This window comes from Pseudomonas sp. TH41 (genome assembly GCF_016650695.1).
Classification (GTDB): Bacteria; Pseudomonadota; Gammaproteobacteria; order Pseudomonadales; family Pseudomonadaceae; genus Aquipseudomonas.
The window spans coordinates 525,954-546,404 of the sequence record NZ_JAEKFH010000003.1 but is presented as its reverse complement, the minus strand read 5'-3'; the positions used below and the strand labels follow the sequence as shown (position 1 = coordinate 546,404).

16 protein-coding genes and 1 pseudogene are annotated in these 20,451 nt (G+C 57.3%); 6 read left to right on the top strand and 11 right to left on the bottom strand.

Translation table 11 applies throughout. The annotated features are described in order from the left end of the window. Nucleotides 1–253 precede the first annotated feature (253 nt). Nucleotides 254–1,465 (bottom strand): pyridoxal phosphate-dependent aminotransferase, encoded by a 1,212-nt coding sequence (locus tag JFU37_RS05160; protein WP_008030363.1) that lies wholly within the window; start codon nt 1,463–1,465, stop codon nt 254–256. Nucleotides 1,466–1,689: 224 nt separating this feature from the next. On the opposite strand from JFU37_RS05160, the gene msrB reads away from it, so the two are divergent. The 3 genes from msrB to JFU37_RS05145 all read left to right on the top strand — a co-directional run bounded on the left by msrB (nt 1,690) and on the right by JFU37_RS05145 (nt 3,261). Beyond that, a complete protein-coding gene (msrB, locus tag JFU37_RS05155; protein WP_201113611.1) occupies nt 1,690–2,085 on the top strand; it encodes a peptide-methionine (R)-S-oxide reductase MsrB in 396 nt (131 codons plus the stop codon). A gap of 232 nt (nt 2,086–2,317) precedes the next feature. Continuing rightward, nucleotides 2,318–2,803: a glutathione peroxidase gene (locus JFU37_RS05150; protein ID WP_201113609.1), complete on the top strand. Its 486-nt coding sequence runs from the start codon at nt 2,318–2,320 to the stop codon at nt 2,801–2,803. Continuing rightward, nucleotides 2,800–3,261, top strand: coding sequence for a MarR family winged helix-turn-helix transcriptional regulator (locus tag JFU37_RS05145; RefSeq protein ID WP_201113607.1), 462 nt, complete (start codon nt 2,800–2,802; stop codon nt 3,259–3,261). The genes JFU37_RS05150 and JFU37_RS05145 overlap by 4 nt, the downstream gene beginning before the upstream one ends. Here the strand turns inward: JFU37_RS05145 and JFU37_RS05140 are convergent. Next, the gene (locus JFU37_RS05140) at nt 3,245–5,566 is read right to left on the bottom strand and encodes a hybrid sensor histidine kinase/response regulator (protein ID WP_201113605.1); all 2,322 of its coding nucleotides are present in this window, start codon (nt 5,564–5,566) and stop codon (nt 3,245–3,247) included. The two genes, JFU37_RS05145 and JFU37_RS05140, sit on opposite strands and share 17 nt — an antisense overlap. 161 nt (nt 5,567–5,727) lie before the next feature. Here JFU37_RS05140 and JFU37_RS05135 point away from each other — a divergent pair, with 161 nt between their 5' ends. Further along, a complete protein-coding gene (locus JFU37_RS05135; RefSeq protein WP_201113603.1) occupies nt 5,728–6,618 on the top strand; it encodes a DUF815 domain-containing protein in 891 nt (296 codons plus the stop codon). Beyond that, complete coding sequence (locus JFU37_RS05130; protein WP_201113601.1) at nt 6,615–7,097, top strand: GAF domain-containing protein; 483 nt, start codon at nt 6,615–6,617, stop codon at nt 7,095–7,097. The genes JFU37_RS05135 and JFU37_RS05130 overlap by 4 nt, the downstream gene beginning before the upstream one ends. Here the strand turns inward: JFU37_RS05130 and JFU37_RS05125 are convergent, their stop codons facing one another. The 9 genes and pseudogenes from JFU37_RS05125 to JFU37_RS05085 form a co-directional block, all read right to left on the bottom strand. Beyond that, complete coding sequence (locus JFU37_RS05125) at nt 7,098–10,043, bottom strand: HD domain-containing phosphohydrolase (protein WP_201113599.1); 2,946 nt, start codon at nt 10,041–10,043, stop codon at nt 7,098–7,100. It lies immediately after the preceding gene. 48 nt (nt 10,044–10,091) lie between these two features. After that, a pseudogene (locus tag JFU37_RS05120) lies at nt 10,092–13,735 on the bottom strand (transporter substrate-binding domain-containing protein). A gap of 9 nt (nt 13,736–13,744) precedes the next feature. Further along, nucleotides 13,745–14,371, bottom strand: coding sequence for a response regulator transcription factor (locus JFU37_RS05115; protein WP_201113597.1), 627 nt, complete (start codon nt 14,369–14,371; stop codon nt 13,745–13,747). Nucleotides 14,372–14,610: 239 nt separating this feature from the next. After that, nucleotides 14,611–15,003 carry a response regulator gene (locus JFU37_RS05110; RefSeq protein ID WP_201113595.1) on the bottom strand — a complete coding sequence of 131 codons (393 nt, stop codon included), beginning with the start codon at nt 15,001–15,003 and terminating at the stop codon, nt 14,611–14,613. A gap of 183 nt (nt 15,004–15,186) precedes the next feature. Further along, on the bottom strand, nt 15,187–16,515 hold the full coding sequence (locus JFU37_RS05105) for a deoxyguanosinetriphosphate triphosphohydrolase (protein WP_201113593.1): 1,329 nt from the start codon (nt 16,513–16,515) through the stop codon (nt 15,187–15,189). A gap of 68 nt (nt 16,516–16,583) precedes the next feature. Then, nucleotides 16,584–17,747 carry an EAL domain-containing protein gene (locus JFU37_RS05100; RefSeq protein ID WP_201113591.1) on the bottom strand — a complete coding sequence of 388 codons (1,164 nt, stop codon included), beginning with the start codon at nt 17,745–17,747 and terminating at the stop codon, nt 16,584–16,586. Between the two features lie 122 nt (nt 17,748–17,869). Next, complete coding sequence (locus JFU37_RS05095) at nt 17,870–18,211, bottom strand: hypothetical protein (protein ID WP_201113589.1); 342 nt, start codon at nt 18,209–18,211, stop codon at nt 17,870–17,872. After that, complete coding sequence (locus tag JFU37_RS05090) at nt 18,208–18,597, bottom strand: phage holin family protein (protein WP_201113587.1); 390 nt, start codon at nt 18,595–18,597, stop codon at nt 18,208–18,210. The genes JFU37_RS05095 and JFU37_RS05090 overlap by 4 nt, the downstream gene beginning before the upstream one ends. A 2-nt stretch (nt 18,598–18,599) precedes the next feature. Further along, the gene (locus JFU37_RS05085; RefSeq protein WP_201113586.1) at nt 18,600–18,914 is read right to left on the bottom strand and encodes a DUF883 family protein; all 315 of its coding nucleotides are present in this window, start codon (nt 18,912–18,914) and stop codon (nt 18,600–18,602) included. Between the two features lie 306 nt (nt 18,915–19,220). Between JFU37_RS05085 and JFU37_RS05080 the strand changes: the two genes are divergently transcribed. Then, a complete protein-coding gene (locus JFU37_RS05080; RefSeq protein WP_201113584.1) occupies nt 19,221–20,429 on the top strand; it encodes an ammonium transporter in 1,209 nt (402 codons plus the stop codon). The last annotated feature ends 22 nt before the right edge of the window (nt 20,430–20,451 follow it).

Here is a 20,451-nt window from a genome sequence, read left to right as displayed (position 1 = left end):
GGGCTATTCAACCGGGTGACTATTTCAAACTGTGTCCTACGGCAACAGTCTAGCTGCTTGCAGGGCATTTCCGACGGCGATGCGGGAAGGGTTTGTCAGCCAAATACCCGCGCAGGCCCCCGTCCTTATTAGGCGCGAGCACGCAAAGTGCAATCAGTCAGCGATTGAAGCGGTAATGTTCGGCAGGGCGCAAAGATATGTTGCTGAATGGATCACCGTGCGACGGCGCAAGCGTCGCACGGTGACAGGCCGCTTACTGGCGATAGGACTTCAGGAAGTTACCGATGCGGCCGATGGCCATGTCCAGGTCGTCCACGCGCGGCAGGGTCACGACCCGGAAATGGTCCGGCCAAGGCCAATTGAAGGCCGTGCCTTGTACCACCAACAGCTTCTCTGACAGCAGCAGGTCGAGTACGAATTTCTCGTCGTTGTGGATCGGGCAGACTTTCGGGTCGATTCGTGGGAATGCATACAGCGCGCCCATGGGCTTGACGCAACTCACGCCCGGAATGTCGTTGAGCAGCTCCCACGTGCGATTGCGCTGTTCCAGCAGACGACCCTGCGGCAAAACCAGGTCATTGATGCTCTGGTAGCCGCCGAGCGCGGTCTGGATCGCGTGCTGGCTCGGCACGTTGGCACACAGGCGCATGTTCGCCAGCATGTCGATGCCTTCGATGTAGCTCTGGGCGTGGTGTTTCGGACCTGAAATGGCGATCCAGCCAGAACGGAAACCGGCCACGCGATAAGACTTGGACAGGCCGTTGAAGGTCAGGCACAACAGGTCCGGCGCCAGGGAAGCGGTGCAAATGTGCACGGCATCGTCGTACAGAATCTTGTCGTAGATCTCGTCGGAAAAAACCACCAGATTGTGCTGGCGGGCCAGTTCCAGCATCCCCAGCAACACTTCTTTCGAATAGACGGCGCCCGTCGGGTTGTTCGGGTTGATGATCACCAGCGCCTTGGTGTTCGGGGTGATCTTGGCCTTGATGTCGGCCAGGTCCGGCCACCAGTTGGCCTGCTCGTCACACAGGTAATGCACCGGATTGCCGCCCGACAGGCTGACCGCGGCGGTCCATAGCGGGTAGTCGGGAGCCGGCACCAGCACTTCGTCGCCGTTGTTGAGCAGGGCCTGCATCGACATCACGATCAGCTCGGAAACGCCGTTACCGAGGTAGATGTCTTCAATGCCGACGCCTTCCACCTGCTTTTGCTGGTAGTACTGCATGACGGCTTTGCGCGCACTGAACAGACCCTTGGAATCGCTGTAGCCCTGCGCGGTCGGCAGGTTGCGGATCACGTCCTGGAGGATTTCGTCCGGCGCCTCGAAACCAAAAGGCGCCGGGTTGCCGATGTTCAGCTTGAGGATGCGATGGCCTTCCTCTTCCAGGCGTTTGGCGTGCTTGAGCACCGGGCCGCGAATGTCATAGCAGACGTTGGCGAGCTTGTTCGATTTGCTGACCTGCATGGCGATGTGTTCCCGAAAATGAACGATCCAGGCGGTGTATGAATTACCGTACTGGGAATCCTGCGTATTCACACAGGCCTGACGCCTCGAGTTGCCGATCCAAAATCCGTTTGAATGCGCGTGGTGCGGCTGCCAGACTGGCGTTTGACGAGGCGCAATCATACGTGCCGTCCGATCCGTGGAAAAGGTACAGATCGGGCTTTTTCAACTGCTGAGGTGTGACAATGGAAAAGTTGGAGAAAACCCTGGAGGAATGGCGGGCGATGCTCGACCCGGAGCAGTACAACGTTTGCCGTCTCAAGGGCACCGAACGGCCGTTCTCCGGTAAATACAACGGCACCAAGACTGACGGTGTTTATCACTGTATTTGCTGCAACGAGCCGCTGTTCGACGCCAAGACCAAATTTGACTCCGGCTGCGGGTGGCCGAGTTTCTATGCGCCGATCGGCGACAGCGCCATGGTCGAGATACGAGACGTGAGCCACGGCATGATCCGCACTGAAGTGGTCTGCGCCAAATGCGATGCGCACCTGGGCCACGTGTTCCCGGATGGTCCGCCACCGACCGGCCTGCGTTATTGCATCAACTCGGTGTGCCTGGACCTGGTACCGCGCGAATAACTTTCGTCCACGCATTACCAACCTGCTTCTGTAGGAGCTGCCGAAGGCTGCGATCTTTTCATCTTGACCTTTTACGATCTGAAAAAATCAAGATCAAGATCAAAAGATCGCAGCCTTCGGCAGCTCCTACGGGGATTGTCGTTTATCAATCGGTCAGATTGATTTATTAAATTGCACACAATTCAATTGAGCGCTATGTTTCCCTCATCGTCCTTCATTCAGAGCCCGAACCATGAGCGACAACCTGCTGAGCATCCCGTGCACCACCATCAAGGGTGAGCAAAAGACCCTGGCCGATTACGCGGGCAAAGCCGTGCTGGTGGTTAACACCGCGAGCAAATGCGGCTTCACTCCACAGTACAAAGGCCTCGAAGAACTGTGGCAAACCTACAAAGATCAAGGTCTGGTGGTGCTTGGCTTTCCTTGCAATCAGTTTGGCAAGCAAGAGCCGGGCAACGAAGGGGCCATTTCCGAGTTCTGCGAGCTGAACTTCGGCGTCAGTTTCCCGCTGTTCAAAAAGATCGACGTCAATGGCGCCGGCGCCCATCCGCTGTTTGTTCAGCTGAAGAAGCGTGCGCCGGGTGTGCTCGGTTCCCAGGGCATCAAGTGGAATTTCACCAAGTTCCTTATCGGCAAGGACGGCAAGCTGGTCAAGCGCTTCGCTCCGGCGACCAAGCCGCAGGACCTGACCCGCGAGATCGAAGCCCTGCTCAAATGAACACGTTGTCAGTCGATTCCCTGAAGCTCGACAGCCAGCTCTGCTTCAAACTGTACGCTGCTTCCAGGGCCGTGATCCGCGCCTACAAGCCGATGCTCGATCAGCTCGGCCTGACCTACCCGCAATTCCTGGCGATGCTGGTGTTGTGGGAATGGCAGGAGGCCGCTCCGGGGCAGCCGACGGTCAAGGCGTTGGGCGAACGCCTGGCGCTGGACTCGGGCACGTTGACGCCGTTGCTCAAGCGTCTTGAACAACTGCAATTGGTTCAGCGCCAGCGTTCGGCGCGGGATGAACGAGAGGTGCACTTGAGCCTGTCGCCCGCCGGCAAGGCTTTACGCGATCAGGTCGGGCCGCTCAAGGCTCGTCTGTTATGCGACAGCGGCGTGGATCTGGACCGTCTGAATGACCTGCGCGATGGTCTCGATCACCTGCTAGGGCAAATCAAAGCATTGTCGTAGCAGGAATCCACACGTCGAGCAACGCGGCAAGTTCTTCCCGGCGGAAGGGTTTGGCCAGGTAATCGCTCATGCCCGCCGCACGGCAGCGTTCCCGTTCTTCGGACATGGCGTTGGCGGTCAGGGCGACAATGGGCAACTGCGGCCAGCGCCCGCTGCGACGGATTTGCCGACTGGCCTCATAGCCGTCCATTACCGGCATGTTGCAGTCCATCAGCACCAGATCGAATTCTTTGTGTTCAAGCTGATCCAGTGCCTCGCCACCGTGGGCGGCAACGATCACGTCGCAACCGAGTTTTCCAAGCATCCCTTTGGCCACCAATTGATTGACCGGATTGTCTTCCACCAGCAGCACGCGTGCGCGCCGTATGGATGAAAGGGTATCGAGCCGGGCATCGTTGAGGGTGTTCAGCTCCGGTTGGAGCACTCGCCGCAGCGTCTGGTACAGCGCATTGCGCGCCAGCGGCCGTGCTTGTTGCTGCAAGGGGGCGAGGGCACTGGCTTCCTCGCTCGGCATGAAACTGCCATAGGCAGTGACCAGCAAAATGGGTGAAGTACAGGTGGGGCGCAGGCCAAACAGGCTTTCGGGGCAATCAGTGATCACGATATCGGGGTTCAGACCGATCATCGAGTCATCGATCGAGCGTTGCTGATAGTCGAGCCCCCAGCCAGGCAATAGACTTTTCAACAGCTCCGCCAGACCGCTGCTGGCAGCGGTGATTGCAATCACGTTGCCTTGCAAAGATCCGGGGGGAAAAGCCCGGGTGTGACAAGGCAACGGCAGATCGGCACAGAACAGGCTGCCCAAACCTGCTTCCGAGCTGATCGTCAGTCGTCCTTGCATGGCTTCGCAGAGGTTATACGTCAGGGCCAGGCCCAATCCGGTACCGCCAAACTGCCGGGTAATGCCGGCACCGGCTTGGGTAAAGGGCTGGAAGATTTTCACCTGCGCGTCTCGTGCAATCCCGATACCGGTGTCGCTGACTTCGATTCTGACGCCGTCCCCGAACGTTGACAGACGCACGTCGACCCGACCGAAACGGGTGAATTTGAGGGCGTTGGACAACAGGTTGCTGACGATCTGCCGGACCCGGGTCGGATCTCCGAGCACCAGTGCCGGAAAGTACGGGTCGATCAGGCAGGTCAGTTCGACGCTCGGCGCAGCGTTCTGCGACAGCAGATTGGCGGTATCCTCGATCAGCGATCCGAGGTCGAATGGAATGTGTTCGAGTTCGAGCTGGCCGGCATCGAACTTTGACAGGTCGAGAATATCGTTGAGCAGTTCCACCAGGACTTTGCCAGAGTCGTGGGCGATGGACAGTTGTTGCTGCTGTTCGGCAGTGAGCGGGCCGTCCAGGGAGAGCGCGATCATTCCCAACAATCCGTTGAGCGGCGTGCGGATTTCGTGGCTCATATTGGCCAGGAACGTGGAACGTGCTTCAGCCATGTCCAGGGCGGTGCTACGCGCAACTTCCAGCTCCTGATTGGATTGGCTGAGCCTGGAATTGATGGTCTTGAGTTCTGTCGTGCGGGCCGAGACGATGTGTTCCAGTTGCCCGAGGTAGTCGGTCAGGCGGTTTTCAGCTTTACGGCGCTGCTGTATTTCGGTGGCGATGTTTTCGAATTGCTGATTGGCAACCTTGACCAGAACGCCGATTTCATCATTTTCATGGCCCGTCGGGCACTCCAGCGACGTGGGTTCCACGCTGCGCGGATTGCGGCCACTGAGTTTGCGGATGACCCGTACCAACGGCTTGGTCAGCATAAAGTAGAACAAGGTCAGCAAGATGCCGGTCAGCAGCAGACTGCGGGCGAAGCCGTTGAGCAGCGTCACTTCGGCTCGACGCAAAAACCGGTTGCCGAATGAGTAGGTGTCGACGTCCAGGCGCAGGGTGCCGAGGGATTCGGCGGGCGAGTGGTCGAGGTAGAGACGGTCTTCGAACGACCGGTTGGCGCCGAACAGGAAGTCGCTGACTGCCCGATAAGCGCTTTGCGAGCCTGGGCGTTTTACGTTGGCTAACACGTTACCGTTGTTATCAGTCAATTGTGCGCCGATGATCACCGGTGAACGTAACAGGCCGAGGGTCAACTCCTGAGCGAGTTCGGCGTCAATGTTGTAGGCGATGCGAGAGGCGGGGTTATGGCTGATTTCCAGTAAGGACCGTATTTCACGATTGATAGAGTCGTCTTCACTGGCATAATCGATGCCAATTTGCAGCAGACTGAGCAGCGTACCCAGAATAAAACCGACCAGCACGGTGAGCCTGGCTTGCTTGTATGACAGCCGGTTGGTGAACTTGATATCCATGGGCGATTGAACCACTTCCGTTTCCCTTCGCTGCTCAAGCATAGTCGATCGTGCATGGTTACCGTTCTCGCGAGCCTTGTGCATGGGAGAAACCGGTCACCTAACGCTGTGTTTTGTCGCTGTAACGCCATGATTACTGTGAACGTGCCCGAGGAGAAGACGTGGATTCCCGATTAAATGCTTTTCTTGAACGCGCCGATGCTGTTCTGGCCCGTATCGAGCCGCTGCTGCCCGCGCCTCGGCAAGCCATCGACTGGAGCCACTGCCTGGCTGCGCGCTGGCAGCGCGAAGGGCGCAGTGGTTTTTTGTTGCCGCTGCAAGTCAGCCTCGACATGCGCTTGTCCGACCTGATTGGCGTTGACCGGCAACTGGAACAATTGGGGCGTAATACCCAGCAATTCATCGATGGGATGCCGGCCAACCACGCGCTGCTCTGGGGCTCGCGAGGCACCGGTAAATCGTCGCTGATTCGCGCGTTGCTGGCCGAGCACGCCAACGCCGGTTTGCGATTGATCGAGATCGAGCGCGATCACCTCGCAGACTTGCCGCGTGTGGTCGAACAGATTGCAAAATTACCCCAGCGTTTCGTGTTGTTCTGCGATGACCTGTCGTTCGAGTCGGGCGAGGGTGATTATCGCGTGCTCAAGAGTGTGCTCGACGGCTCTCTCGAACAGGCGCCGGACAACGTTTTATTGTACGCCACCTCCAACCGCCGCCACCTGGTGCCGGAAAAGGAAAGCGATAACGAAAACTGGAAAAGGGTCGACGGCGAACTCCATCCCAGCGAGGCCGTGGAAGACAAAATCGCGTTATCGGACCGTTTCGGGCTGTGGCTGTCGTTCTATCCATTTACCCAGGAACACTTCCTCAACGTCGTCGAGCACTGGATTGGTCAACTGGCTGACAAGGCCGGCCTGGCCTGGCAGCGTGACGAAGCACTGGACATCCTCGCCGTGCGCTGGGCCACGGGCCGTGGTAATCGCAACGGGCGTTGCGCCTATCAATTTGCCCGCTATTGGGTCGGGCTCAAGCTGTTGGAGCACAAGGCATGATCGATTTACAGAAGAGCGGTCAGGGCCTTGAAGGCTACGGCATGCTGCAGGCGCAGCTGGAGTCGTTGCTGGCGGATGAACGGGACTTCATCGCCAACGCCGCACAGTTTTCGGCATTCCTGTACAACCAGCTCGATGATCTGAACTGGGCCGGTTTCTACCTCAATCGCAATGAAGAACTGGTGCTTGGCCCATTTCAAGGGCAGATCGCCTGCGTGCGAATTCCATTCGGTCGGGGCGTGTGTGGGGCTGCCGCGGCGACCTTGCAGACCCAGTTGGTCGAAGACGTGCACGCGTTCCCCGGGCATATCGCGTGCGACAGCGCCTCGAACAGCGAGCTGGTCGTGCCACTGGTCAAGGACGGTCGACTGATCGGCGTGCTGGACCTGGACAGCCCGAAACTGGCGCGTTTTACCGCGCACGATCAGGTCGGCATCGAGCGGCTGGCGGCCATATTCCTGCGTCTCACCGACTGCTGATCACGCGCTCAGGCCTGCTTTGGCCAGCAGGCTTGACGGATCCACCGCATCGATTTGTTGTGGGTCCAGGAATTGATTGGCGTACTGCAAATAGATTTTCGCGTTGATGAAAAGCCCAAACAACTGCGGGTCGATGTGGGCGTCACGGCACATGTTGGCCATGATGCCCAGTGCTTCGCTCAGGGACTTGGCTTTCTTGTAGGGGCGATCGGCGGCGGTCAGCGCTTCGAAAATATCGGCGATCGCCATCATCCGTGCCGGCAGGCTCATTTCTTCGCGCTTCAACTGTTTGGGATAACCGGTACCGTCCATTTTTTCGTGATGGCCGCCGGCGATCTCGGCAACGTTGTTGAGGTGAGCGGGGAAGGGTAGATGGCTGAGCATCAGGATCGTCTGCACCATGTGGTGATTGATGATGTAACGCTCTTCGCGGGTCAGAGTGCCGCGGCCAATGCTCAAGTTGTAGAGCTCGCCCCGGTTGTATTTGTAGCGCGGTACATCGAGCTTGAACCCCCAGGGGTTGTCTTGCGGAATCAGTTCGCTCTCGGCGCGTTCGAACAGATGCTCGGGTTTGTCCGCCAGCAGCGGTTCGCTGACCGGTAACGTCGGCGCGGGTGTTCGGGCCTGGCGTCGGTTTTCTTCCCACGAAACACCCAATCGATCATCCAGCGTTCGGGTCCAGGTGCGTTGGGCCAGACTGCGCAGGCGTTGCAGGTCAGTCTCGGCCATGGCCTCGCCCCCCAGATTGCAGTGGGCAACGAAGGTGAAGTCATCGTCGAGGTCTGCCAGACTGGCATTGCGCAGCTCAGCCAGGTGCTGTTCGTCACCACCCAGGGCAATGGCTTGCCAATAGTTGATCCAGACATCGCGCTTGAGCACTTCGAAACGGGTGCGGATTTCGTGGATACGGTCGTTCAGGGTTTCCAGCTTTGTGGCTTTATCGACCACATATTCCGGGGTGGTGACCTTGCCGCAATCGTGCAGCCACGCGGCGATGTGCAGCGCCTCCCATTCATCTTCGGTGGGGTGATAACCGCTGAAAGCCGGGGCCTGACTGGCAGCCGCGGCCCGGGCAAGCATCAGCGTCAACGCTGGCACCCGTTGGCAGTGGCCGCCGGTGTAAGGGCTTTTGGCGTCAATTGCGCCGGCCAGCAGTTGAATGAAGGCGTCCAGCAGCTGTTTTTGTTTGGCTTGCAGTCGCTGGCTTTCGATACTCACGGCGGCTGCACCGGAGACGGCCTGGAGAAACGCGATGCGGTCGGGGCGAAGCTTTTCCAGATCGCTTGGGTGGCCGCTGTCGGCCAATAACAGGACCAACAGGCCCACGGTTTCATTGTGTCGGTTGTGCAGCCGAATACCGATCAGATGCACGCGGGGACTGTCCATCGCGAGCAACACCTTGCGCAAATCCGCCGCCTGCTCAAAACCGATGTTGGTGACGACATTGTCGGTTTTCGACAGATGCTGTAGCCATGCGGGGCTCTGTAAACTCTGGAGTTCGTGTCCTTGAACTTCGAATGCGGGCAATGCCTGGGACGTGCCATTGATGACCAGACCCTGCGGCTCCATCCGATCGCCATCATTTTCGCGCAGGTAGATCAGACCGGCATCGGCCTGGCCAATTTTCACGGTTTCAAACAACACACGTTCCAGCAAAGGGGCGAAACGGGTTTCGGCACTCAGGCTGTCGGTGATCTGGAAAAAACTCGCCAGGGTGTCTTTCATGCGTGCCATCGACATGCCCAGTTGATCGACTTCCAGCACCGGGGAGCGACGTGAGGCCGGAAAATTGAAATCGAAACTGCGAATCGCATCGGCCTCCTGCACCAGTGCACGCAGGGGTTTGACCAGAATTCTTGACGTGAGCCAGCCCAAGGGCAGGCACAGCAATAGCGTGGCCAGGGTAATCAGTGCGCCTTGCCAGCGCATGCGGTAGGCATCGACGAGTAATTCATTTTCCGGCACCAGCAGCGCCAGTTGCAGTCCCTTGGGTCCGCCTTCCTGTAGGTGACTGCGGGCAACGATCCATTGACGCCCGGAGACCTCCAGTCGATTGCCTTCGGGCGGATGGTTAAGCAGCGCACTGATACTGGGGCTCAGATCGGCCGCTTTGATCAGGCGGGCAGTCTGGTCGTCGATGATCAGTTTGCGACTGTCGGGATAAGCGATGGCATCGTTGTTTGCATCGAACAGCACGATTTCGGTACTGGGGGTTACGACATGTTTGGCCAGGGTTGCGGAAAGCTCCGCCAGGGTCAGGTCTGCCCCGATGACCGCTTGTACACCACTGCGTCGGGCCAACGTGGTGCCGATTTGGTGAGTGGAGAAGAAGATGTAGGGTTCGGTGGTGATCTGATCCCTGACGCTGCTGGCACGCGAGTACCAGGCGCGGGATCGTGGATCGTAGGTTTCTTCGGGGTTGTCCTGTCGACTGATGAGGGCCAGGTCCTGATCGAAAAACAACGCTTGGGAATGGACCTGATTGCTGTTGTGCTTCTCGATGCTCCACACCTGATATGCCGCCGTTTGCGGAGCATTGAGGAGGGATTTCAGGTCGGCGGTTCGCAAGGGGCGAACCATGAAAAAATCACCGTTGTCATAGCCCAGATACAGCGATGCCAGGTCGGGATTGTCCTTCAGCGACTGGCTGAAGGGTTTGAGCAGCGCCAGGCGTTTCTCCAGGTCGGGTGCCTGCGCCGCCGGATTGTCCGCCAACAGGCTCAACAGATGACGAATCGGCTCATACGTGGCGTTCAGGTCCTGTCGGACGTCCTGCTCGATACGGTCGAAGAGCTTTTCACTGCTGGAAAGAATGATCTGTGTGGTTTGCCGATAGTTGAAAATGCCGAGCACCACCCCGGTCAGCAACAGCAGGAAGGTGAACATCACGCTGATATGGACGTGCAGGGGAAACCGTCGCTGATCCGGGCGCAGTGGGCTGGGCATTGCAGTCACTCCATGATGTTTAACACACTGCTCAGCGACCAAGCATAGTTAAGGCTCGGTCATTCTGCGTTTGTCGTTTTGTCCAATTTGTTGCTGCAACGCTTGCTCCAGTTCCAGCATGGCGTGCTCCATGGCCTTGCTGCATTCAGTCACCTGATCGTGATGGACCACTTCATGGCAAGCCTTCTCCAACGCTTCGCAGCTGTCGACCAACCGGGAGGCCTGGACGATTCGGGCGGCACCCTTGATTTTGTGGGCGACGTCAAGAAATGACTGCAGATCCTCTGTGGGCGACAGCGCCATCAGCTCCTCTCGGTCCAAACGGTTGCTTTCCAGCAGTTCGGCCAATAAGCGCTGGTCCAATGCCCGATTGCCCCCGTCAACACGTGTAGCCCTGCCAGACTGAACGCCGGATCACGGTTGGTCGGCTGGATACCTTCAACCCATTGACCCAAGGCGGTCAGGGTCAGGGGCTTGAACAGGCAGTCGTCCATTCCTGCGTCTTTGCAGCGTTGTATTTCTTCCGGTTGTGCGTTGGCAGTAAAACCCAGGACAGTGCAACGCGGCCGGTGCGATTGTTGTTCTTGTTGGCGAATGGCGCAGGCCAGTTCGTAGCCATTCATGACCGGCATGTTGCAATCGGCAATGACCAGGTCGAATGGCTCGACTTTCCAGGCTGCCAATCCTTGCGCTCCATCCGGTGCAACGCTGAATCGGTGGCCCAGATACTCTAGCTGCTGGCACATGAGCAGGCGATTCGCCGGGTGATCGTCGACCACCAGAATATTCAACGGGGCTGTCGAGCGGCGTATTTGCGCTTCAGCAGGTTCCGGCAGTTGCTCGCGTGGCAATGTTGCCAGGTACAGCGAAACCTGGACTTGAGTACCGATGCCCGGCTGGCTGCTCAATTGCAGGCTGCCGCCCATCGCCTCGCACAGGCTGCGGCTGATCACCAGACCAAGCCCTGCGCCGCCCCTGTCTGATTGCCCGGAGTTCTCGGCTTGTGCGAAAGGCTCGAACAACTGCTGTCGATCCTGCTCGCTGATACCGATGCCACTGTCCTGAACCTGCACCAGCATCAGCACTTGCTCGGAGGAGGCCGTCGGGTGCAGGTTGACGACAATCCTGACCTGGCCTCGCTCGGTAAACTTGATGGCGTTGCTGACCAGGTTGGACAGCACCTGCTTGAAGCGCATCGGGTCCAACAGGACATCGAACAACGGGTTGGCAGGATGGAACTCGACCAGCAGCGAGAGATTTTTCTGGTGAGCCAGTCCATCGAAGATCCGTACGACCGACGCGACGATCTCGACCGGATTGACTCGTTCCGGGCTCAGGCTCAGACGCCCCGATTCGATCCGTGCGATGTCGAGTATGTCGCCGATCAGTTCCAGCAGGTCTTTCGCCGAGTTGTAGGCCACGTGGATGGCCGGACGATCCGGGTGCTCGTGATCAATACGCTTGAGCGTCAGTTCGAGCATGCCAATGACTGCATTCATTGGTGTGCGGATCTCATGACTCATGGTGGCCAGAAAAGTGCTTTTGGCTCGATTGGCCTCATCCGCACGCTCTTTCGCGGCTCGCAGGTCATCGAACAGTTGCCGACGCTCGCTGATGTCGACCCAGCCACCGATGATGCCTTGCACTTCTCCACTCGAATCACGGTAGGGCAGAATCCAGTGATAAATCGTCAGTCTGCGGCCACCGATGTGCAGTGCACGGTCAAGAATCAGCGGTATGCCCTCGGCCACGACACGCTGGTAGTCAGCCTGATATTCCTGGGCTTCGAACGCATTGCTCATATTGCCCTGCATGACACTTTTGCCAATAACGTCCTCACGCTTCGCGCAGAAAACTTCGAGGTAACTGTCATTGCAGCTTTGCAACAAGCCCTGACGATCGCGTACGTAGATCGGATGAGGCGTCCCGTTGACCAGTGATCGCATGAATTCGAATTGATCGTTCAACGCACGCTCCGCCGCCTGGCGCTGTTTGATCTGGCGACGCATGTACGCGTTCCAGGCAACGGAAATCAACAGCAGCACACCAGCACCGATGACGATCTGATAGAACAGTCGGTGGTAATTGCGCCAGGTACTTTGCGAGGACGCCGAATAACCACGCCAGCGGCTGTTGATGATGCCCAGTTCCTCCGGCGCGATGCTCAACAGTGCCTTGTTGAGGATGGAGTTCAGCTCCTTGGAGTTCAGGCCGGTCGCCAGGGAGAACGCAGCCTGTCGGGTACCAATGGTGGTGCTGATCTGAAGGGTGTGTTCGAAGAGCCGCGAGGAGATGAAGTAGTTGGCAATCACCAATGAATTGACCGAACCTTCTGCCTTGCCCTCGGCGAGCAACTCGACGGCGCTGAAGGTGTCCGGGGTTTCGATCAGCTTGATCCGCGGGTACTCGCGGCGCAGGTAATCCACCAGTGGATTACCTTGGGCGATGGTCAGGCGTTTGTCCTGGAGCTGATCAAGGTTGGTCGGGCTATCGGCGGCTTTTCGAGTCAGCAGGACAAAGGAGTTTTGCAGGTAGGGGCGGGTGAAGTTTAACTTCGATTCACGTTGGGCGCTGGGGAGCAAGGCGCCGATCAAGTCGGCTTGATTGCTCATGATCTGCTGGATCATCTCGCCATCGCTTCGGCTGCGATGGATGTCGAAGCGCAAACCGGTGCGCAATCTGATCAGTTCGAGCAGATCGGCGGTCACGCCTCGAAAGTTGCCAGCGCTGTCAAAAAACGTCAGCGGCGCATAGGCCTCATTGACCACCACGCGAACCACGGGGTGCTGTGCCAGCCAGCGTTCCTCGCTGTAACTGAGCTCCAGTTTTTGATCGGTGAGAAGAATGTCACTGCCGGCACTCCAGCGTTTGGCGATATTTTCTCGCTCGCTGATGGGGGTGACCATGAGCATCGCATTGATGATCCCGAGCAGTTCGGGGTTGTTCTTATGCACGGCAAAGCTGAACCCGTGGGCTTCGTGTTTGCCGAAGTTGGCCATGCGGATGTTGTTCAGGTACCCCTTGTTGATCATGTAATGGGTTGAAATGGTGTCGCCGAGGAACACGTCAGCCTGGTCAAAGGCCACTGCGTTGATCGCATTCTGGTAGGAGGGATAGGACGTGATGATTGCCTTCGGATAAAGCGCCCGGACCTCCTCCAGTGGCAAGTAGTGATACACCATGCTTAACCGCAGGCCGGCCAGACCATCGGTCAGTGATCGGGTTTCGCCTTCACGCGTCACCAGCACTGGCTGATCTACCGCGTAAGGTGTGGACAATGCAAAGTCCGCATTGTGAGCCTCGAATCCATTGGCGGTGCCGAGCAGGTCGACCTCGCCGTTTTCGAGCGCCTCTATCGCGGCTCCTCGGGATGCGAAGCGCTGAACCCTGATGGGTAAACCGGTGGTCTTGCCGAGGATGCCCGCGTAATCGGCGGTGAAGCCTTCATACTCATGGCCGCTGATTGTCAGGTCGAAGGGCGGGTAATCCGGTGCCGACGTGCCGAGAATCAGCTCATGTTTGTTCTTGATCCATTGTCGTTGGGCATTATTCAGTTGGACTTCCAGGTGTCCGGTTGCTGATCGACTGAGCAGGGCGTAGTTTTCGCTGGCGATCTGTGCAGCCGACACCGAGGTGCTCAGGCACCAACCGGTGGCGATGAGTATCAGATAATCCTTTATACGACTGGGCATCCTTTTCTCTCACACTAATGCGTTACGTTTTGCCATCTCGATGAGTTCAACCAGTGATTTGGCTTTTAGTTTTTGCATCAGGCGCTTTTTATAAGTGCTGACGGTTTTATTGCTTAGAAACATGCCTTTGGCAATTTCTTTGTTGGTGCGTCCTTGGGCAAAGAGTTGTAATACCATCAACTCTCGGTCGTTGACCGATTTGAATAGTTCCAGATCGGCGTAACGCGCGTCATCACTGCGAACAGGGTTCAAGGCCTGGCTAGGAAAATAGTTGTAACCTGACAATACCGCTTTAATAGCACTGACCAGTTCACTCAGGTCTTCCTGTTTGCACACATACCCTGAGGCGCCGGATTGCATACAGCGAATGCCAAATAGTGTCGGGCATTGTGCAGTCAGCACCAGTGTTTTCAGGGGAGTACTCATGGCGTTGAAACGGGCGAGCACTTCCAGTCCATCCAGTTTAGGAATGCTGATGTCGAGTATGACCAGGTCGGGCATGCATTCGCGAACCATCTGCATGGCGTCGACCCCATTATCAGTTTCGCCTACGACTTTGTAGCCCTCGTGTTCCAACAACATTCGGACAGCAAGACGGATCACAGGGTGGTCGTCGACAATAAAAACGGAGTTCATAATAAAATCCCATACGAGCTCAAATAAAGCGCGCACCTTAGCTCAGATAGTTCAGGAGACGCATGAAGTGACGGACCTGTAGCAGCAATATAGGAAGATTCCTACATGCGAAGAAGAATAGGACTACGTAACAACTAGGTTTTTTATGAGGAAGAGTGAAAGTTGTTAGTGTTTGGTTTGGTTGTTGAAGGCTTTAATTTGTAAGTTTAAAGTTGGTTTTCAGTGTTGTTCGCGGGTTTTTATAGTGTGCTTAAGGTCAACAGGTTTCTAAATTCGGATTGTTTCAATGGCTTGATTAAATACCCCAGCAATGGCAGTCCGTGTTCGTTGGCCAGTTTTTTAAGTTCGTCCAGTTCAGCAGAGGTAAGACTGCTTAAGAGTATGGCTTGCCTGATCATTCCCTGGTGGCTGGCGAGTTCAACCAAAGCAAGTCCGGGAAGATCAGGCAAGCATTGATCGCACAAAAGAATATCGAACGGTTTTACGGCTTTGAGCATTTGTTGCAGGGCGCCTTCAGCACTGTCGGTGGTGGTCAGTTGGGTGAAGCCGTAACTTTCAAGCAGGTATTGAGTTGCCTTGAGCTGAAAAGGATGATCTTCCACCAACAGGATGTGCAGATCGTCTTTGAACATAGGATTATTCACGCTTCATCTGTCGATCAGAGGGAGATGACATTATTTCGTGAGACCACCGAGCAATCGGTCAGTTTACTCAGCACGAGGTGTAGGGGGATTCAGCGAGGTTTGACTGTAATTGACCTTTTTGTGGTAGATCGGCCATTTCGTATGTCGTAATGGCCGATCACCCCGTTCTCATCAGTAGCTTGAGCGACCGGTCATTTCCTGCGCCATTTGACTCGCATAGCTGTCGGTCATGCCGGCGATGAAGTCGATCATCCGCAGAAACGAGCTGTGTAAGGGGTCGTGAGGATCGGGCGCATTGTTTGCCAAGAGGTCAAGGATACGTCGGCTCTTGAAGGAAGGTGTTCGACCGTTGTGCTGTTCCAGTGCCGCACTGCAGAAGGCGTTTAGCAAGATTTCCAGTGTGGTGTAGGCACCGATTTCGTGCAGGGTCTTACGTTTGTCCTGGAAGATTTTTTTGCGCGCCATGTCCTTTGCATTCAGTACACATCGCTTGGCAGGGCCGTGCATATGCTCCACCAGATCGCCGGGTAGCGTACCGGCCAGCAGCGCTTCCTGTTGCTCGACAAAGGCGCGGGCGGCTGCGTTGGTCAGGTGTTCGATGGCTTTGCCCCGCAAAATCGCCAGTTTGCGCCGACGCGAATCCGCAGGACCGAGCAGACGATAAGTCTCCGGAAGGTCGTCGCCCACAAGGTCCAGCAACAGTGACTCGACTTCGGCGTACTCCAGCAACTCCATTTCCAGACCGTCTTCCAGATCAATGAGCGCGTAGCAGATATCGTCAGCCGCCTCCATCAGGTACACCAGCGGATGGCGTGCCCATCGCTGATCTTCGAGTTGCGGCAAGCCGAGTTTCAGGGCGATCTGTTCCAGCAGTGGCAGTTCGCTCTGATAGCAGCCGAATTTATGCTTCTTGTAACCCAGCGAATCGGCGTGTTTTGCCGTCCATGGGTATTTCAGATAAGTACCCAGCGTGGCGTAGGTCAGCCGGGTGCCGCCATCGAACTGGTGATATTCCAGCTGGGTGAGCACGCGGAAGCCTTGGGCATTGCCTTCGAAGTTCAGGAAGTCATTGCGTTCGGCTTCGCTCATTGCATCCAGCCAGCCACGGCCGGCGGCTTGTTGGAACCAGTGACGAATCGCATCTTCGCCGGAGTGGCCGAAGGGCGGATTGCCGATGTCATGGGCCAGGCATGCCGATTGCACCACCATTCCCAGGTCGCTCGGTTCGCACCAGTCGGGCAGGGCGCTGCGGATGGTCTCGCCGACGCGCATGCCGAGCGAACGACCGACGCAACTGACTTCCAGCGAGTGGGTCAGGCGCGTGTGGATATGATCATTACTGGTGACCGGATGGACTTGGGTCTTACGCCCGAGGCGACGAAATGCTCCCGAGAAAATAATGCGGTCGTGATCTTTGTGGAAAGGACTGCGGCCGAGTTCTTCGGGGCTATGCAACGTCTTTCCGAGGCGTTCGCGGGTAAGCAGGGTTTGCCAATCCAAGGCTGATTCTCTCCGTCAGGTGACTGATTCCTTACTTTCCGGGTTCGCGCCAGGACGTGCAAGTGGAACTACAACCCGGCAGCGTCAATGTCGATGAGCAGCAGTCGCTCGCCATTATCGAAAAATTGCCCGGCGGTCAGGCAATACTGGTTGCTGGTGGCATCGCGGTACGTGTTGGAGAGCGTCAGCCGACGCTCATCCCAGCCTTCGGCCAACAGGTGATAGAAGTAGGGGCGCCATGACCAGTTGTGACCCAGATAGCGATTGTCGGCTTCCCAGCCGGTGTCGCGCCATTCAAGGTTGGGCGTCAGTTGCGTGCCGTGACGGTCGCACTGATAGAAGCGTAACAACCAGGGATATGCATCCAGTTGTGGCAAGGCGCTGAGCGGTGCGCGGGCCTGGGCCCAGGCTTGCAGGATCGACATCAGCTCGCTGAGTTGCTGGCGCATGACCATCAGGCGGCCTCGTTCCGCCAGCTTTTGTTGAACATAGCGCTGGCGCAGTTGCGCAAAGCGCTCGACAAACGCCCCGGTATTAAAGAAGTCCGCTTGTGCCCGGGCAAATAGAAAACCCTGCACGTAGCGCGAACCGCACTCCAGGGCAAAATTCAGTTGAGCGTCGGTTTCCACCCCTTCGGCAATGATCCAGCAACCGGTTTTTTCCGCCATTTGTGCCAGGGCCTTGACCACATCGCTGCTCGGCCCACCCAACGCAGCAGCCTGAAACAGCCGCATGTCGAGCTTGAGTATGTCCGGTTGCAGTGCGAGTACACGGTCGAGCTGAGAGTAGCCGGCCCCGAAGTCATCGATGGCAATCCGCGCGCCGGCCTGCCGGTAACGCGCCACCACCTGGGCCAGGCGCTGGATATCGCCATCCAGTTCGGTGATTTCGAAGACGATTCGCTGCGGGTCAACCCCATGCCTGGCCAGTTGTTTGAGGCTCGGCAAGGCTTGGTCAGGGCGTAAGCGGCTGATCCAGCGTGGGGACATGTTCAGGCTCAGAAACCAGTCTGATGGCGCTTCATGCAGACGGCTCAGGGCGTCATCGCGGATTTGGCGATCCAGACGACGCAGCGCAATCGCGGGTGTTCGCGGGTCGGCGAACAGCGGTCCTACCGAGGCCAGTGAACCGTCGGCCTGACGCAGTCGACCCAACGCCTCAACGCCGGCGATACGGCCAGTGGCGCTATCGATGAAGGGTTGAAAGCAGGCGAGCGGTTGCCCGTCGATCACGAGGCCTCCTTAGTAAGGTCTTGTTTTTGGATAAACCTGGTCATCGAGTAGGCACGCAGGAATGAACCTCTCGATAAAGAGGTTCATTCGGTGGTAGTGCAAGAATGCAGCCAGACAGTGGCTTAGTGGTTGCGCGAAGAGCCTTGCATGACCAGCTTGATCAGCGGCCCCAGCGTTGCGCCCAGACGAACCAGTCGAGTCAGGCCGCTGATGCTACCGTTCTTGGCGCCCTTGCCGGTCAGAAAGCCCAGCAAGGTGACGGCTGCCACGCCCCAAAGCGGAGCGTGCTTGATACCGAGCCCTTCCTGCAGGTTTTGCGTCATCCCGCGCACTCGCTGCAAAGGTTGCAGCAGTTGCGTGGTTTCGTGACGGATTTCCTGGCGATGCATTTCCATGCGCAGGCGGATCAACGCTTTGCGCATTTCCGCGCGTGAGCTGTTGTGAGGCAGTTCGGGAAGGCTCATGGCAGCAGGCGCTCCCTGTCATTGGCCAGTTCTTCCAGGGTGCCGTGGAAGGGGGACGACTCATCGAAAATCGCCGCTCTCAAGCGCATCGCACAAAAGATAGCGGCGAGGGTGTAGAACACACAGAGCCCGATGATGGCAGCCAGGCGATAGGTGTCCCAGAACAGGATCAACACCAGTGTTGACAAGCCCACCAGCAACAGCAAGGCAAACACCAGCGCCAGGCCTGCAAACAGCAACAGGCTTACGGTGCGTGCTTTTTGTTCCTGCAATTCGATGCCGAAGAGTTCGACATGGCTGTGCAACAATCCAAGAAACGCCGCACCCAGGCGCCGCGATGAAGAGCTTGGGCCCGTCGCGGACGAGCCGGATTCGCCGATCGCCATAATCAGCGCCGGGTTGCCAGCAGACCAATCAGGAATCCCACGCCGGCCGCGATTCCTATCGATTGCCATGGGTTGGCCTGAACATAGTCTTCTGTGGCGGTAACGGCTGCCTTGCTGCGATCGCGCAGGGAGTCTTCGGTCAGTTTCAAGGTTTCACGCGCACGCAGAAGACTGTCGTGAATTTGCTCGCGCAACTCGTCCGCCTGATCACCCGCCAACGTGGCGGTGTGTTCCAGCAACCGTTCAGTGTCGCTGACCAGTGTCTGAAAATCGGTCATCAGGATTTCTTGAGCAGTCTTTGCCTTGATGCTGGCCATTGGTGATCTCCGTAAGTGGCTTCTGTTGCGTTCGAGTATGAGCCTTGCGCGAAGGTTCAGTACAAATCACTGGTACAACTTTTGCTATGTCGTGGTGCGCCAGGCACGCGCCGTTGCGCTGTTGCTGGGCATGATTCAAGCAAAACCTTATCTCAAATAACGAAAACGCGCGCAAAGGTTCCAACCTTGTGCACCAAAGCAGCTCATCGGGCTCAACGTATTGATCCTGAAAGGTTGCAACTTGGTGCATGAATTGTCTGCGCGAACTGCTTTGGTGCTTTTTTAGCCTTCAGGTCTGCCAACTCCATGGAAAATCTGCAAAGCGCTGTGGACAATCTGGTCCACAGCTCCAACACGTTGTTCATTCTGATCGGCGCGGTCATGGTGCTGGCCATGCACGCCGGGTTTGCCTTTCTCGAAGTCGGCACGGTCCGACAAAAGAACCAGGTCAACGCCTTGTCGAAGATCCTCAGCGACTTCGCCGTTTCGACCCTGGCCTACTTCTTTATAGGCTATTGGATTTCCTATGGGGTTACCTTCCTGCAGCCGGCGGCTGTGATCAATGCCGATCATGGCTACGGGTTGGTGAAATTTTTCTTTCTGCTGACCTTCGCCGCGGCGATTCCAGCGATCATTTCCGGCGGCATCGCCGAACGCGCCCGGTTCGTTCCCCAGTTGTGCGCGACAGCCCTGATCGTGGCGTTCATCTATCCCTTCTTCGAAGGCATGATCTGGAACGGCAACTTTGGCTTGCAAGCCTGGATGCTGGATCGCTTCGGCGCCAGTTTCCATGATTTTGCAGGTTCTGTAGTGGTCCACGCCATGGGTGGCTGGCTGGCACTGGCGGCGGTGTTGTTGCTCGGGCCTCGGCAAGGTCGCTATCGAGAGGGGCGACTGGTGGCGTTCGCGCCGTCGAGCATTCCGTTTCTGGCGTTGGGTTCATGGATCCTGATCGTTGGCTGGTTCGGCTTCAACGTCATGAGCGCGCAGACATTGCAGGGTGTCAGCGGCTTGGTGGCGGTCAATTCGCTGATGGCCATGGTCGGCGGCACCATGGCGGCATTGATTGTCGGGCGCAATGACCCAGGCTTTCTGCATAACGGCCCGCTGGCCGGGCTGGTGGCGATCTGCGCCGGTTCCGATCTGATGCATCCGGTGGGCGCCCTGATGACCGGTGCGATCGCCGGCGCGCTATTCGTTTGGTGCTTTACGGCCGCCCAAGGCAAATGGCATATCGACGATGTGCTGGGTGTCTGGCCGTTGCATGGTCTATGCGGCGTGTGGGGCGGGATCGCCTGCGGAATCTTTGGCCAAAGTGCATTGGCTGGCCTGGGCGGTGTGAGCCTGATCAGCCAGTTGATTGGCACTGCGCTCGGCGTGGTCGTGGCATTGGCCGGCGGGTTTACCGTGTATGGCGTGATCAAGGCGTTCCATGGTTTGCGCCTGAGCCAGGAAGAAGAGTATTACGGTGCAGACTTGTCAGTGCACAAGATCGGCGCAGTGAGCCAGGACTAGTTTTCTTCAACTCGGCCATGGC

Excerpts from the sequence above, each read along its gene's own strand:
- JFU37_RS05160 (WP_008030363.1), bottom strand. The coding sequence starts at position 1,465 with ATGCAGGTCAGCAAATCGAACAAGCTCGCCAACGTCTGCTATGACATT.
- msrB (WP_201113611.1), top strand. The coding sequence starts at position 1,690 with ATGGAAAAGTTGGAGAAAACCCTGGAGGAATGGCGGGCGATGCTCGAC.
- JFU37_RS05150 (WP_201113609.1), top strand. The coding sequence starts at position 2,318 with ATGAGCGACAACCTGCTGAGCATCCCGTGCACCACCATCAAGGGTGAG.
- JFU37_RS05145 (WP_201113607.1), top strand. The coding sequence starts at position 2,800 with ATGAACACGTTGTCAGTCGATTCCCTGAAGCTCGACAGCCAGCTCTGC.
- JFU37_RS05140 (WP_201113605.1), bottom strand. The coding sequence starts at position 5,566 with ATGGATATCAAGTTCACCAACCGGCTGTCATACAAGCAAGCCAGGCTC.
- JFU37_RS05130 (WP_201113601.1), top strand. The coding sequence starts at position 6,615 with ATGATCGATTTACAGAAGAGCGGTCAGGGCCTTGAAGGCTACGGCATG.
- JFU37_RS05125 (WP_201113599.1), bottom strand. The coding sequence starts at position 10,043 with ATGCCCAGCCCACTGCGCCCGGATCAGCGACGGTTTCCCCTGCACGTC.
- JFU37_RS05115 (WP_201113597.1), bottom strand. The coding sequence starts at position 14,371 with ATGAACTCCGTTTTTATTGTCGACGACCACCCTGTGATCCGTCTTGCT.
- JFU37_RS05110 (WP_201113595.1), bottom strand. The coding sequence starts at position 15,003 with ATGTTCAAAGACGATCTGCACATCCTGTTGGTGGAAGATCATCCTTTT.
- JFU37_RS05095 (WP_201113589.1), bottom strand. The coding sequence starts at position 18,211 with ATGAGCCTTCCCGAACTGCCTCACAACAGCTCACGCGCGGAAATGCGC.
- JFU37_RS05090 (WP_201113587.1), bottom strand. The coding sequence starts at position 18,597 with ATGGCGATCGGCGAATCCGGCTCGTCCGCGACGGGCCCAAGCTCTTCA.
- JFU37_RS05085 (WP_201113586.1), bottom strand. The coding sequence starts at position 18,914 with ATGGCCAGCATCAAGGCAAAGACTGCTCAAGAAATCCTGATGACCGAT.
- JFU37_RS05080 (WP_201113584.1), top strand. The coding sequence starts at position 19,221 with ATGGAAAATCTGCAAAGCGCTGTGGACAATCTGGTCCACAGCTCCAAC.